The following is a 14407-nucleotide window of genomic DNA, read 5'->3' on the forward strand; positions in this document are numbered from 1 at the left end:
ATCGCTCCCTTAAATTTTAATTACTTAATTATTGAACCATTAGGAATGGCATTAGGTAAACTCACAAGTGTTAGTACACCATCTTTTTCAGCAGATAAAATCATACCTTCTGATTTTCTACCCATTAATTTCGCAGGTTTTAAGTTTGTTACGACCGCAACTTTTTTACCGATGATATCTTCTGGTTGGTAGAATTTTGCGATCCCCGACACGATTTGGCGTTGCTCACTGTCTAAATCAACTTGTATTTTTAATAATTTATCAGATTTTTTCACCTGCTCTGCATCAATTATCGTTGCGGCTTTGATTTCAACTTTATCAAAATCTTTAATATCGATTTGTTCTTTGCTCGGCACTTCTACAGCTGTTTCTTCTGCTTTTGGTGGTTGCATTGATTGTTTAATATAATCAATTTCAACGTCACTATCTAAACGCGGGAAGATTGGTTGTGGCTTACCTATCACTATAATTGGTGCCGTTAAAGCACCGTATTGTTCTACACTATTCAATTCAGCCAGTTCAGGAGAATTAATATTTAATTGTTCGAAGATTTGTTTTGGCGCATGTGTAAGGAATGGGCGTAATAATACCGCTGCAATACGTATATTCTCAACTAAATGTGCCATTACATTTCCTAACATCTCTTTTTGGCTTTCATCTTTGGCTAACACCCATGGGGATGTTTCATCGATATATTTATTTGTACGGCTAATCAATTTCCAAATTGTAGAAAGTGCTACAGAGAATTGTAAATCATCCATATTTTCATGGAATGTTTTCACAGTATCTAACGCCATTTGTTCCATTTCTTCGTCTAATTCATGTTTTGGACCTTGATATGCAGGTAATTCACCATCAAAGTATTTATTAATCATAGAAATCGTACGGTTGACTAAGTTTCCTAAATCATTAGCTAAATCATAATTTGTACGTTCTACAAAGCCTTCTGGGGTAAACACACCATCTGAACCAAATGGTAACTCGCGCATTAAATAGTAGCGTGTTGCATCTAGACCATAACGATCGATAAGGACATTAGGGTCAACAACATTTCCTTTAGATTTACTCATTTTACCATCTTTCATTAGAATCCAACCGTGTGCAAATACTTTCTTTGGAAGCGGGATATCTAATGCCATTAAGAGGATTGGCCATATAATTGAATGGAATCTTACAATTTCTTTTGCCATGATATGAATATCTGCTGGCCAATATTTTTTAAATAATCCATCATCGTCTGATAAATAACCTAATGATGATATATAATTAACAAGTGCATCAATCCAAACATAAACAACATGCTTAGGATTAGATTTAACACGAATGCCCCAGTCGAATGAAGTACGTGATACAGCTAAGTCTTCTAAACCTGGCTTAATAAAGTTGTTAATCATTTCATTTTTTCTTGAAGGAGGTTGTATAAATTCAGGATTTTCATCATAAAATTCTAATAATCTGTCAGTGTATTTAGATAGATTAAAGAAATAACTCTCTTCTTTAACTAGCTCTACTTCATGACCAGAATCTGGACTTTTACCACCAATAATTTGCCCATTTTCATAAATAGGATCCACTAACTGTGTTTCAGTATAGTAAGTTTCATCTGGAACTGAATACCAACCTTCATATTCCCCTAAATAAATATCTCCTTGTGACAATAACCGTTCAAATATTTGCTCTACAACTTCTTTATGACGATTTTCTGTAGTGCGTATAAAGTCGTCATTAGAAATTTCTAACTTACTCCATAATTCTTTTATACCAGATATCATTTCATCTAAATATTCTAATTCAGATTTTCCTGCTTTATGTGCTTTTTCTTGAATTTTTTGCCCGTGTTCATCCGTTCCTGTTAAATAACGAACATCATAGCCTTGCATTCTTTTATAACGTGCGATTACATCACCAGCAGTTGTTGTATATGCATGTCCGATATGCAAATTCCCACTCGGATAATATATTGGTGTAGTGATATAAAATGTTTCTTTCGCCATCAATGTTCCTCCTCGATTCTTATGCTTTAAATTTACCTAAATTGATTCTCTTTTTCAATGAAACAGACGTTTGTTTTCATTATATTTTATTAATTCATCACTGTAATTGTCTATGATAGTATACTATTCACATTGAAGTTTTTTCATTAGTCAAATCAGCTTATATTTAAATATGATTAATAATCTCTATCCTATCTACATTACCATAAATCACACGAGTTATGGGAGTTTTTCACATCATTTTTTCTTGCTTTAATCGCTTTTTAGTTAATATAAACATTTCATACTATTTGTCTTGATTTGTTAATGTAACAAATCAAACAGTCTTGTTTTTCATTATTAAACATTATGATAAACATCATATACTTCGCCTGTTTTCATATGACGAATTTCAGCGACTTGTTTAATAGCTGCTTTGGTTTTCATATCTTGATCTATATAATAGTTAACATGCTCAACTATCGTCATTTCTTCGAACCATGAGGTATCTTCAACTGCTACAGCACCTTCTATTAACACTACAAACTCCCCCTTTGTTGGGATAAGTCCTTCTTGTAATTGATTTAACAAATCATCTACGTTACTCGTTGTGATTTGTTCGAATTTTTTGGTTAATTCTCTCCCCAATGAAACTTTTCTATTTTTATCTACTTTTTGGATAGTTTTTAATGTGTCTTTTACTCTATGTGGCGACTCATAAATAATAAGCGTACTATCTTCATACATGCGCTTTTCTAAAATTTCTTGTTTTTGCTTTTCCTTACGTGGTAAAAACCCAAGAAATGTATAAGTGAAGGAAGGTAACCCACTAGCCATAAGTGCTGTTAGACCTGCATTAGGACCTGGTACAGTTTCAACTTTAATTTGATGTTCTCTCGCAGCAACTACAAGTTCATATCCTGGGTCACTTATGAGTGGGAGCCCAGCATCTGATACTAAGGCTATACTAATGCCTTCTCGCAATTGTTCTATCAAGTATTCTGTTTGCTGTGCTTTGTTATGTTCATGATATGATTTAAGTGGTGTTGATATCTCATAATGTGCACACAATTTTTTACTTACTCTAGTATCTTCACAAGCAATCAAATCCACTTCCTTTAAAATTTTTACCGCTCTATATGTAATATCCGCTAAGTTTCCAATCGGTGTTCCTACCAAATACAATGTCCCCATATGTTACCCCTCACTTATTAATTCTAATTTTTTTGTTCTTGAATATGTTTTAATTTCATACTCTCTTTTTAGCGCTTCCGATTTAGTATCAAACATTTCTTGATAAACTAACTCTACTGGACGTCTTATTTTAGTGTATTTGGCGCCTTGCCCACGATTATGTTTAGCAACTCTCTGCACAATATCTTTTGCATACCCCGTATATAAACTTCCGTCTTTGCACTTAACAATATATATATAATGTTTATCCATAATATATTTCTCTCATTTCTTTCGTATAAGTTCCATCTTCATTGTAAATATAAAAAGGTGTTTGTATATCGAGTCCTTGATTACCACCTTTTCTACCTTCAACAACTATTGTTTGTGCAACCTTCCCTTGCTTACTATAAATAAAATGAAGTTTTTTTGGTTCAATTTGATACTGTCTCATACTACTTAAGACATCCATTAGACGTTCCGCTCTATGTACTATCAAGCAACGTCCTCCCTGTTTCAATAAATGTCTTGCTGCAAAACAACAATCTTCTAATGTACACATGATTTCATGTCGCGCTATCTTATGTGCATCTTTTTGATGTTGATGTTGCTGATTTACTTTGAAATACGGTGGATTGCATGTCACCACATTATATTGTGAAGGTTTAAAATGTTTATGCGCCTGTTTAAGATCCATATGATATACATGAATCCTCTCTTCTAGATCATTAAAACTGATACTTCTTTCAGCCATATCTACTAATTGTTCTTGAATCTCAATCGCTTCAATATTTTGTAGACCTTTAGCTGATAACAGCAAAGGGATTACACCATTGCCGGAACATAAATCTAATATCTTATCTCGATTCTTTACTTTGGTAAAATGTGCAAGTAATAATGCGTCTGTTGAAAAAGAAAAAACCTCATCATTTTGTATGATTTTAAGATTTTCTTTCATCAAACAATCAAATCTTTCACCATTTTTTAACATGTTCATACTAACCTCCAAAAAAAAGGATAAGCGAGCGATGCTTAATAATCAAGCCTATCACTACACCTTATCCTCACACACTTTCCATTTATTTTATTATAAAGTCCCTATCAGTCTTATTCACTTAAAACTTCTAAGCAAAATAAACAATCGTCACCTTTTCTATGTTTACCAAACAATTCACCATTACAGATATGAAAACCTTCTTTATACAACATTGCTAAATTATCTTTACTGCGTAGTGGTTGTTTATATTGTCCTTTTTTCCCACTTTCCACTTTTTTAGGTTTTTCTTCTTTATCTATTAAAGTTTTTAAATTTTCATTTTCTATTTGTAAGGCAACATTTTCTTCGATCAATTCGACCGTGAGATTTTTCAAATTAAACATATCACTATTAATTTGATTAATATTTTCTTCTAAATGTGCTAGCTTTTCAAATATATCACTACGGTTCAATGTCGTTAAAGCCTCCTAATTTAATGCTTCTAATTCTTCCATTTTATATTCTAGTGGTTGTTCCAAACCTTCTACTTTAATTTGCATAGAAATATCTAAAATGTTTAATCCTATTACTTTGCCATTACCTTCTGGTGTCTCAATCGCATCGCCAACGTCTGGTAATTGCGCACGTGCTTCTTCATAATAGTCATTTTCATATTTCAAACAACACATTAAACGGCCACAAGCACCAGAAATTTTAGTTGGATTTAATGATAAATTTTGATCTTTAGCCATTTTGATAGATACGGGTTCAAAATCACCTAAAAATGTGGAACAACATAACGAACGGCCACATGGACCAATACCACCCAATAGCTTTGCTTCGTCTCTCACGCCAATTTGTCTTAATTCAATACGCGTTCTTAATTTTTGAGCTAGTACCTTCACTAGTTTTCTAAAATCTACTCGGTCATCAGAAGTGAAATTAAATATTACTTTAGATTTATCTAAAGTAAATTCACAATTCACTAAACGCATATCTAAACTTTGCTGTTGAATGGTATCTTTACATAAATTCATAGCTTCTTCAGCGTCTAATTCATTTTGCTCATATTTCATCTTATCTTCTTCTGTCGCAAGACGTACAATTTGTTTTAATGGCAACATCACATCTTCGTCAGCTACATCTAATGGTTCATACTTTACACGTCCCATTTCTATGCCTCTTTTAGACTCAACAACGACCCAATCACCAACTTTTAAATCGAATTGTTTAGGCGCGTAATACTCCATTTTACCTGATTTTTGAAAATCAATACCCACTACATTTTGCATAGTTATTTCACCCCTTTTATAACAATCTGTTCGAATACCAATGTTGGATTCACATTTTGATTCAACTTTTTATGTGCTTCAGTTATTTGATCATACATCAAAATAATCTGATTATATGTTAATTTCTTAGTATACCCTTTTATATCTTCTTGTAAATCTTGATAGATCACATCATCTATAATACCTACTTTAGCATGCATAACATCTTCAAAGAAACCATTAACTGCTGCCAATGTAAGTAATTGTAACCGTCTGTTTTTAGCTTGCTTTAATAAATCTACAATAGCAATAAGTGCCATTGATCGATTTGTCAGTAATAACTGACACCATTTAACAATGCTTTTACGAAGTGCTGTTAAATCTGTTTCTTCATTAAGCGCAACTGCTATTTCTGTTTGCGTCGTATATGTACTTAGTAACTCAGCTACAGGTCTTGAAATATCACGTTCAACTAATCTATCAATAAAATGCAATTTATTAATCGGCTTAAAGTATACATGTTGGCACCTTGAGTGGATGGTATCTAAAATTTGTTCTGGCTTCGTAGATAATAAAATAGCGATGGTATTTTCAGGAGGTTCTTCTAAAAATTTTAAAATACTATTTTCACCTTGTACAGTCAGTTTCTCAAAGGATTCTATAATATACACTTTATAGTCTCCTTCGATTGGAAGTTGATTCATATGATGTACCAATTGCTCTACTTGATCTTTTTTTATTGTTGTTTCTTCAGAAGATACATACATAAAGTCCGGATGGTTTAATGATTCTACTTTCAACTGACATTGGTTGTTCTCGTTGCATAAGATAAGTTTGGCAAAATCAATTGCTACTTGTTGCATTTTCTGACCATCATCACCCTCAAATAAATAAGCATGTGATAGTTTATTTGAATAGTATGCTTTTGTCAGTCTTTCTCGTTCATCCATCATAAAGATACTCCTTTATATAAAAAGGCTGCTTATACATAATCACCCTACAAAGCACATTTCAAAAGAGTATCACTCGTATCTCCTTTGATTTAAGTGCAATTTGAGAGGCAACTATATATAGCAACCATGATTTTAGAATTGATGGAAAGCTTCAACTGGCATTACAAATACCGTTGCTCCTCCAACTTCTACTTCAACTGGATAAGGGATATAAGAATCCGCGCTGCCACCCATTGGTGTAATAGGTGAAACAAGCTGTTCTCTATTTCCACATGTGTCATCAATTACCTTTAGCATTTCATCTACACGATCATCTTCAACACCAGATAAGAACGTTGTATTTCCTGCTCTTAAAAATCCACCTGTTGTTGCGAGTTTTGTTGCTCTAAAATTATGTTTAACAAGTTTATCCGAAAGTTCTTGGCTATCCTGATCTTGTACGATTGCTATAATCATTTTCATAACTAAACACCTCTTCCCAATATTATATCATAATTTTTCTAAATATTTACTGATAGATTCATACGCTGCACTTACAACTTCTTCGATACTTCTATCAGCATCGATTACGATAAAGCGTTCAGACTCATTATGAATAATTTTTTTATAACCTTCAACTACTTTTTCGTGAAAATTTACACTCTCTTGATCTAAACGATTTTGCACACGCTGATTTTTCAGGATGCGTTTTCGTCCTATATCAACACTTACATCAAGGTAAATCGTAATATCAGGATACAATCCATCGATAGCAAATTCATTAATTGATTTAACTTCTGCTAATCCTATACCCCGTGCGTAGCCTTGATAAGCTAACGAACTATCAATATAACGGTCACATAATACAATCTTACCTTCATTTAATGATGGTATCACTTTACCTACAAGGTGTTCGCGTCTAGAGGCTGCGAATAACAAGGCTTCCGTGCGTTCATCCATACCATCTCCTTCAAGCAAAAGTTCGCGTATCTGCTCTCCAGTTTTTACACCACCAGGTTCTCTAGTCATTACAATATTGTATTCTGATTCTAGTTTTTGTGCTACTTGTTGTATAACTGTCGTTTTCCCTGAACCCTCTGGCCCTTCAAATGTTATAAAAGCTGACATATATTATTCATCCTTAATTTCTATTTTATGATTTTTTATTCCTTCTACTCTCAAATTACTATCTTGCCAATAATTCATTAATTTTACCATATTTTCAGTTATTTTTTCTCCTTTAAACATGAGAGGAATCCCTGGAGGATATGGAACAATATGTGTTGCCAATATTTTATTCACTGATTTATTAATGTTTATGTTACGTATCTTATCTATTTCACCAGAATAATATACACCTTTTTCAGTAAGGTATTCTATTTCAGTTTTATTATTTGCTTTTCTTTTTTCAAAATTAATATTTTTTAATCTTTCTAACAGTAATTCAAATGGATACATATCTTCTTCATGCCATAAAGGTAGTACCAATAATATTTGATTATTGTCAGCAAGTTCAATATATATTTTTTCCATTTCAAAAAGCTTTTGAAGTTCAAAACCTGTATAGCCGTTCCCACTTATATTTAATTTTAACGGATCATCCACTTCAATAACTTCCAAACCAATCTGCTTCAATGTACTTATCAATTCGTATCTCTTTTCAAAAAACAAAGCACTATCATATTTTTTATAAAAGTCATGTGCTAATTCCAAACTTGTCATCAATAAATATGACGGACTAGAAGATTGAAAATAAGTTAAATATTTAATGACATTTTTACGTTGTGGGGCATTTTTATGTATAAAAAGTATAGAACTCATTGTAAGTGAAGGCAATGACTTATGATAAGACTGCACAACATAATCAGCTCCAGTATTTAATGAAGAACTCGGAAAACCTTCTAAACCAAAATGTGCTCCATGTGCTTCATCTATTAAAACTGGAACACCCGCCTCTTTTAATTTCATTATAGTATATGATATGTCAAAACATTCACCATAATAATTAGGATATGTAAAGATTGCTAATTTAGTGTCTTGCATCTCGTCAGGTAATTTGGATAAGTTAGGTCCTAAATATTGATTTGTCTTTAAACTTATATCCATTTCTAGTAATAGCGCATTTTGACAGGTTAGCTCCAATGCATGAAAGACTGACTTATGTGCATTTCGCACCATAGTATATTTTCCCTTTTGGGCTGAAAAGCCTTGAATTACTGATAAAATACCCGAAGTAGTACCATTTACTAAATAGTAAGCCTCATAGTCAGGATGCTTTGATATGCCTTCCATGCTCTTTAATATAACGTCTTCTGGCTGATGTAGATCATCTAACCCCGTGATTTCTGTCATATCCATTTTAAAATCTAATTGCTCTAATTGACCAATTGTCATATTTTTATGACCAGGTACATGAAGAGAAATTGGCGATTGTCGCAATAATTTATTAAACTTATTAGTTAAAGGCTTTGACATCACATATTCCCACTTTCTATTACTAAATACAAGATTTGATTTTTATAACTGTTCATAATAGTTAACATTCTAACATAGTTTATAACAATATTAGTCGAACATTTTATATGCTCAAAAAAAGAGACTCATGAAATAAGCCTCTTCTTTTTTATATTATGTTAACTGTCAAAGTCTCAATAAAAAATTGCATAAAAAAAGAGACCTCTCGGTCTCGGCTCATCGCATCCTATAATGCTGCCTGGCAACGTCCTACTCTCGCGGAACGTAAGTCCGACTACCATCGGCGCTAAAGAGCTTAACTTCTGTGTTCGGCATGGGAACAGGTGTGACCTCTTTGCCATTGTCACCAGACAATGAAATGTATGAAATTATACATTCAAAACTAGATAGTAAGTAAAATTTAAAAAGTTACCAATCAAAACTGGTTTAATATTTGATTAAGTCTTCGATCGATTAGTATTCGTCAGCTCCACATATCGCTATGCTTCCACCTCGAACCTATTAACCTCATCATCTTTGAGGGATCTTATAACCGAAGTTGGGAAATCTCATCTTGAGGGGGGCTTCATGCTTAGATGCTTTCAGCACTTATCCCGTCCATACATAGCTACCCAGCGATGCCGTTGGCACGACAACTGGTACACCAGAGGTATGTCCATCCCGGTCCTCTCGTACTAAGGACAGCTCCTCTCAAATTTCCTACGCCCACGACGGATAGGGACCGAACTGTCTCACGACGTTCTGAACCCAGCTCGCGTACCGCTTTAATGGGCGAACAGCCCAACCCTTGGGACCGACTACAGCCCCAGGATGCGATGAGCCGACATCGAGGTGCCAAACCTCCCCGTCGATGTGAACTCTTGGGGGAGATAAGCCTGTTATCCCCGGGGTAGCTTTTATCCGTTGAGCGATGGCCCTTCCATGCGGAACCACCGGATCACTAAGTCCGTCTTTCGACCCTGCTCGACTTGTAAGTCTCGCAGTCAAGCTTCCTTATGCCTTTACACTCTATGAATGATTTCCAACCATTCTGAGGAAACCTTTGAGCGCCTCCGTTACTCTTTAGGAGGCGACCGCCCCAGTCAAACTGCCCATCTGACACTGTCTCCCACCATGATAAATGGTGCGGGTTAGAAATCCAACACAGCGAGGGTAGTATCCCAACAACGCCTCCACGTAAGCTAGCGCTCACGTATCAAAGGCTCCTACCTATCCTGTACAAGCTGTGACGAATTTCAATATCAGACTACAGTAAAGCTCCACGGGGTCTTTCCGTCCTGTCGCGGGTAACCTGCATCTTCACAGGTACTATGATTTCACCGAGTCTCTCGTTGAGACAGTGCCCAAATCGTTACGCCTTTCGTGCGGGTCGGAACTTACCCGACAAGGAATTTCGCTACCTTAGGACCGTTATAGTTACGGCCGCCGTTTACTGGGGCTTCGATTCGTAGCTTCGCCGAAGCTAACCACTCCTCTTAACCTTCCAGCACCGGGCAGGCGTCAGCCCCTATACATCACCTTACGGTTTAGCAGAGACCTGTGTTTTTGATAAACAGTCGCTTGGGCCTATTCACTGCGGCTCTCCTGGGCGTTAACCCTAAAGAGCACCCCTTCTCCCGAAGTTACGGGGTCATTTTGCCGAGTTCCTTAACGAGAGTTCGCTCGCTCACCTTAGAATTCTCATCTTGACTACCTGTGTCGGTTTGCGGTACGGGCACCAAAATTCTAGCTAGAGGCTTTTCTTGGCAGTGTGAAATCAACGACTCGAGGAAAAAATTCCCTCTCCCCATCACAACTTGACCTTAAGAGTACCGGATTTGCCTAATACTCAGTCTTATTGCTTGGACGTGCACTCCAACAGCACGCTTCGCCTATCCTACTGCGTCCCCCCATCGCTCAAAACGAATTTTGGTGGTACAGGAATATCAACCTGTTATCCATCGCCTACGCCTATCGGCCTCAGCTTAGGACCCGACTAACCCAGAGCGGACGAGCCTTCCTCTGGAAACCTTAGTCAATCGGTGGACGGGATTCTCACCCGTCTTTCGCTACTCACACCGGCATTCTCACTTCTAAGCGCTCCACATGTCCTTGCGATCATGCTTCAACGCCCTTAGAACGCTCTCCTACCATTGTCCTACGGACAATCCACAGCTTCGGTAATATGTTTAGCCCCGGTACATTTTCGGCGCAGTGTCACTCGACTAGTGAGCTATTACGCACTCTTTAAATGATGGCTGCTTCTAAGCCAACATCCTAGTTGTCTGGGCAACGCCACATCCTTTTCCACTTAACATATATTTTGGGACCTTAGCTGGTGGTCTGGGCTGTTTCCCTCTCGAACACGGACCTTATCACCCGCGTTCTGACTCCCAAGTTAAATTGATTGGCATTCGGAGTTTGTCTGAATTCGGTAACCCGATAAGGGCCCCTCGTCCAAACAGTGCTCTACCTCCAATAATCATCACTTGAGGCTAGCCCTAAAGCTATTTCGGAGAGAACCAGCTATCTCCAGGTTCGATTGGAATTTCTCCGCTACCCACAACTCATCCGCTCACTTTTCAACGTAAGTCGGTTCGGCCCTCCATTCAGTGTTACCTGAACTTCAGCCTGGTCATGGGTAGATCACCTGGTTTCGGGTCTACGACCAAATACTCAACGCCCTATTCAGACTCGCTTTCGCTACGGCTCCACATTTACTGCTTAACCTTGCATCAAATCGTAACTCGCCGGTTCATTCTACAAAAGGCACGCCATCACCCATTAACGGGCTCTGACTACTTGTAAGCACACGGTTTCAAGTTCTATTTCACTCCCCTTCCGGGGTACTTTTCACCTTTCCCTCACGGTACTGGTTCACTATCGGTCACTAGAGAGTATTTAGCCTTGGGAGATGGTCCTCCCGGATTCCGACGGAATTTCTCGTGTTCCGCCGTACTCAGGATCCACTCAAGAGTGAACAAACTTTCGACTACAGGATTATTACCTTCTTTGATTCATCTTTCCAGATGATTCGTCTAATTTGTTCTTTTGTAACTCCGTATAGAGTGTCCTACAACCCCAACAAGCAAGCTCGTTGGTTTGGGCTCTTCCCGTTTCGCTCGCCGCTACTCAGGGAATCGATTTTTCTTTCTCTTCCTGCGGGTACTAAGATGTTTCAGTTCTCCGCGTCTGCCTTCGAATATGCTATGTATTCACATATCGATAACACGACATAACTCGTGCTGGGTTTCCCCATTCGGAAATCTCTGGATCAAAGCTTACTTACAGCTCCCCAAAGCATATCGTCGTTAGTAACGTCCTTCATAGGCTTCTAGTGCCAAGGTATCCACCGTGCGCCCTTAATAACTTAATCTTTTTTGACTTTTAACACGACGAAGTCGGTTAAAAACCCAAAATGTTATTAATCTGTGAGTGTTCTTTCGAACACTAGCGATTATTTCTTTTTGAATTCAAGCTTATTTAAAACTCTAATTCACTCGGTTTTTCTTGGTAAAATCTATATATTTTACTTACTTATCTAGTTTTCAATGTACAAATTATGCACTGAATACTCCAATGAGCATTCAAAACTGAATACAATATGTCAATGTTATCCCTCTGTCATCTTCTAAAGAAGATGTTCCGAATATATCCTTAGAAAGGAGGTGATCCAGCCGCACCTTCCGATACGGCTACCTTGTTACGACTTCACCCCAATCATTTGTCCCACCTTCGACGGCTAGCTCCATAAATGGTTACTCCACCGGCTTCGGGTGTTACAAACTCTCGTGGTGTGACGGGCGGTGTGTACAAGACCCGGGAACGTATTCACCGTAGCATGCTGATCTACGATTACTAGCGATTCCAGCTTCATGTAGTCGAGTTGCAGACTACAATCCGAACTGAGAACAACTTTATGGGATTTGCATGACCTCGCGGTTTAGCTGCCCTTTGTATTGTCCATTGTAGCACGTGTGTAGCCCAAATCATAAGGGGCATGATGATTTGACGTCATCCCCACCTTCCTCCGGTTTGTCACCGGCAGTCAACCTAGAGTGCCCAACTTAATGATGGCAACTAAGCTTAAGGGTTGCGCTCGTTGCGGGACTTAACCCAACATCTCACGACACGAGCTGACGACAACCATGCACCACCTGTCACTTTGTCCCCCGAAGGGGAAGGCTCTATCTCTAGAGTTTTCAAAGGATGTCAAGATTTGGTAAGGTTCTTCGCGTTGCTTCGAATTAAACCACATGCTCCACCGCTTGTGCGGGTCCCCGTCAATTCCTTTGAGTTTCAACCTTGCGGTCGTACTCCCCAGGCGGAGTGCTTAATGCGTTAGCTGCAGCACTAAGGGGCGGAAACCCCCTAACACTTAGCACTCATCGTTTACGGCGTGGACTACCAGGGTATCTAATCCTGTTTGATCCCCACGCTTTCGCACATCAGCGTCAGTTACAGACCAGAAAGTCGCCTTCGCCACTGGTGTTCCTCCATATCTCTGCGCATTTCACCGCTACACATGGAATTCCACTTTCCTCTTCTGCACTCAAGTTTCCCAGTTTCCAATGACCCTCCACGGTTGAGCCGTGGGCTTTCACATCAGACTTAAGAAACCGCCTACGCGCGCTTTACGCCCAATAATTCCGGATAACGCTTGCCACCTACGTATTACCGCGGCTGCTGGCACGTAGTTAGCCGTGGCTTTCTGATTAGGTACCGTCAAGATGCGCACAGTTACTTACGCATTTGTTCTTCCCTAATAACAGAGTTTTACGATCCGAAAACCTTCATCACTCACGCGGCGTTGCTCCGTCAGGCTTTCGCCCATTGCGGAAGATTCCCTACTGCTGCCTCCCGTAGGAGTCTGGACCGTGTCTCAGTTCCAGTGTGGCCGATCACCCTCTCAGGTCGGCTACGTATCGTCGCCTTGGTAAGCCATTACCTTACCAACTAGCTAATACGGCGCGGGTCCATCTATAAGTGATAGCAAAACCATCTTTCACTATAGAACCATGCGGTTCTATATGTTATCCGGCATTAGCTCCGGTTTCCCGAAGTTATTCCAGTCTTATAGGTAGGTTACCCACGTGTTACTCACCCGTCCGCCGCTAACTTCAAAGGAGCAAGCTCCTTATCCGTTCGCTCGACTTGCATGTATTAGGCACGCCGCCAGCGTTCATCCTGAGCCAGGATCAAACTCTCCATAAATAATTATGATGTTTGATTAGCTCATAAAATACTAATTTGTGTGTTATCTCTAACACGTTTGAACCAACAATTTAATGTTGTGTTCGGAATTAACGTTGACATATTGCGATTCAGTTTTCAATGTTCATTTCTTCAACACAAGAATTAATTTTTACAGGTTTTGACTTAGAAAGTCAATAACTTTTTTAAATTAAATTGTATAAGGGTAAAACTTCCATAAAAAAACGACCCGAAGGTCAAAATGGACTGCCTGGCAACGTCCTACTCTCGCGGAACGTAAGTCCGACTACCATCGGCGCTAAAGAGCTTAACTTCTGTGTTCGGCATGGGAACAGGTGTGACCTCTTTGCCATTGTCACCAGACAATGAAATGTATGAAATTATACATTCAAAACTAGATAGTAAGTAAAATTT

At 38.2% G+C, this 14407-nt stretch carries 10 protein-coding genes and 4 rRNA genes; all 14 read right to left on the reverse strand.

Annotated elements, in window-relative coordinates:
• Positions 1–20 precede the first annotated feature (20 nt).
• The 14 genes from metG to rrf (PYW31_RS11775) all read right to left on the reverse strand — a co-directional run bounded on the left by metG (position 21) and on the right by rrf (PYW31_RS11775) (position 14356).
• Complete coding sequence (gene metG / locus PYW31_RS11710; RefSeq protein ID WP_046837951.1) at positions 21–1994, reverse strand: methionine--tRNA ligase; 1974 nt, start codon at positions 1992–1994, stop codon at positions 21–23.
• Between the two features lie 339 nt (positions 1995–2333).
• Positions 2334–3167: a 16S rRNA (cytidine(1402)-2'-O)-methyltransferase gene (gene rsmI / locus PYW31_RS11715; RefSeq protein WP_046837950.1), complete on the reverse strand. Its 834-nt coding sequence runs from the start codon at positions 3165–3167 to the stop codon at positions 2334–2336.
• Between the two features lie 3 nt (positions 3168–3170).
• Complete coding sequence (locus tag PYW31_RS11720) at positions 3171–3419, reverse strand: GIY-YIG nuclease family protein (RefSeq protein ID WP_046837949.1); 249 nt, start codon at positions 3417–3419, stop codon at positions 3171–3173.
• Positions 3412–4137: a tRNA1(Val) (adenine(37)-N6)-methyltransferase gene (locus PYW31_RS11725; protein ID WP_046837979.1), complete on the reverse strand. Its 726-nt coding sequence runs from the start codon at positions 4135–4137 to the stop codon at positions 3412–3414. The genes PYW31_RS11720 and PYW31_RS11725 overlap by 8 nt, the downstream gene beginning before the upstream one ends.
• A 116-nt stretch (positions 4138–4253) precedes the next feature.
• Positions 4254–4595 (reverse strand): DNA replication initiation control protein YabA, encoded by a 342-nt coding sequence (gene yabA, locus PYW31_RS11730; protein WP_046837948.1) that lies wholly within the window; start codon positions 4593–4595, stop codon positions 4254–4256.
• Between the two features lie 15 nt (positions 4596–4610).
• Positions 4611–5414 (reverse strand): PSP1 domain-containing protein, encoded by an 804-nt coding sequence (locus tag PYW31_RS11735; RefSeq protein WP_046837947.1) that lies wholly within the window; start codon positions 5412–5414, stop codon positions 4611–4613.
• Between the two features lie 2 nt (positions 5415–5416).
• A complete protein-coding gene (locus PYW31_RS11740) occupies positions 5417–6343 on the reverse strand; it encodes a DNA polymerase III subunit delta' C-terminal domain-containing protein (RefSeq protein ID WP_046837946.1) in 927 nt (308 codons plus the stop codon).
• A 135-nt stretch (positions 6344–6478) separates the two neighbouring features.
• On the reverse strand, positions 6479–6808 hold the full coding sequence (locus tag PYW31_RS11745; RefSeq protein ID WP_046837945.1) for a cyclic-di-AMP receptor: 330 nt from the start codon (positions 6806–6808) through the stop codon (positions 6479–6481).
• Between the two features lie 27 nt (positions 6809–6835).
• Positions 6836–7453 (reverse strand): dTMP kinase, encoded by a 618-nt coding sequence (tmk, locus tag PYW31_RS11750; protein ID WP_046837944.1) that lies wholly within the window; start codon positions 7451–7453, stop codon positions 6836–6838.
• Between the two features lie 3 nt (positions 7454–7456).
• The gene (locus tag PYW31_RS11755) at positions 7457–8800 is read right to left on the reverse strand and encodes an Orn/Lys/Arg family decarboxylase (RefSeq protein WP_046837943.1); all 1344 of its coding nucleotides are present in this window, start codon (positions 8798–8800) and stop codon (positions 7457–7459) included.
• 236 nt (positions 8801–9036) lie between these two features.
• Positions 9037–9151, reverse strand: a 5S ribosomal RNA gene (gene rrf / locus PYW31_RS11760).
• Between the two features lie 82 nt (positions 9152–9233).
• Positions 9234–12155, reverse strand: a 23S ribosomal RNA gene (locus PYW31_RS11765).
• Positions 12156–12440: 285 nt separating this feature from the next.
• Positions 12441–13993: ribosomal RNA gene (locus tag PYW31_RS11770) — 16S ribosomal RNA — on the reverse strand.
• Positions 13994–14241: 248 nt separating this feature from the next.
• Positions 14242–14356, reverse strand: a 5S ribosomal RNA gene (rrf, locus tag PYW31_RS11775).
• The 16S, 23S and 5S rRNA genes sit together here, the layout of an rRNA operon.
• Positions 14357–14407: the final 51 nt, after the last annotated feature.

It is taken from the genome of Staphylococcus succinus (assembly GCF_029024945.1).
Taxonomy (GTDB): domain Bacteria; phylum Bacillota; class Bacilli; order Staphylococcales; family Staphylococcaceae; genus Staphylococcus; species Staphylococcus succinus.

Excerpts from the sequence above, each read along its gene's own strand:
- metG (WP_046837951.1), bottom strand. The coding sequence starts at position 1,994 with ATGGCGAAAGAAACATTTTATATCACTACACCAATATATTATCCGAGT.
- rsmI (WP_046837950.1), bottom strand. The coding sequence starts at position 3,167 with ATGGGGACATTGTATTTGGTAGGAACACCGATTGGAAACTTAGCGGAT.
- PYW31_RS11720 (WP_046837949.1), bottom strand. The coding sequence starts at position 3,419 with ATGGATAAACATTATATATATATTGTTAAGTGCAAAGACGGAAGTTTA.
- PYW31_RS11725 (WP_046837979.1), bottom strand. The coding sequence starts at position 4,137 with ATGTTAAAAAATGGTGAAAGATTTGATTGTTTGATGAAAGAAAATCTT.
- PYW31_RS11735 (WP_046837947.1), bottom strand. The coding sequence starts at position 5,414 with ATGCAAAATGTAGTGGGTATTGATTTTCAAAAATCAGGTAAAATGGAG.
- PYW31_RS11740 (WP_046837946.1), bottom strand. The coding sequence starts at position 6,343 with ATGGATGAACGAGAAAGACTGACAAAAGCATACTATTCAAATAAACTA.
- PYW31_RS11745 (WP_046837945.1), bottom strand. The coding sequence starts at position 6,808 with ATGAAAATGATTATAGCAATCGTACAAGATCAGGATAGCCAAGAACTT.
- tmk (WP_046837944.1), bottom strand. The coding sequence starts at position 7,453 with ATGTCAGCTTTTATAACATTTGAAGGGCCAGAGGGTTCAGGGAAAACG.
- PYW31_RS11755 (WP_046837943.1), bottom strand. The coding sequence starts at position 8,800 with ATGTCAAAGCCTTTAACTAATAAGTTTAATAAATTATTGCGACAATCG.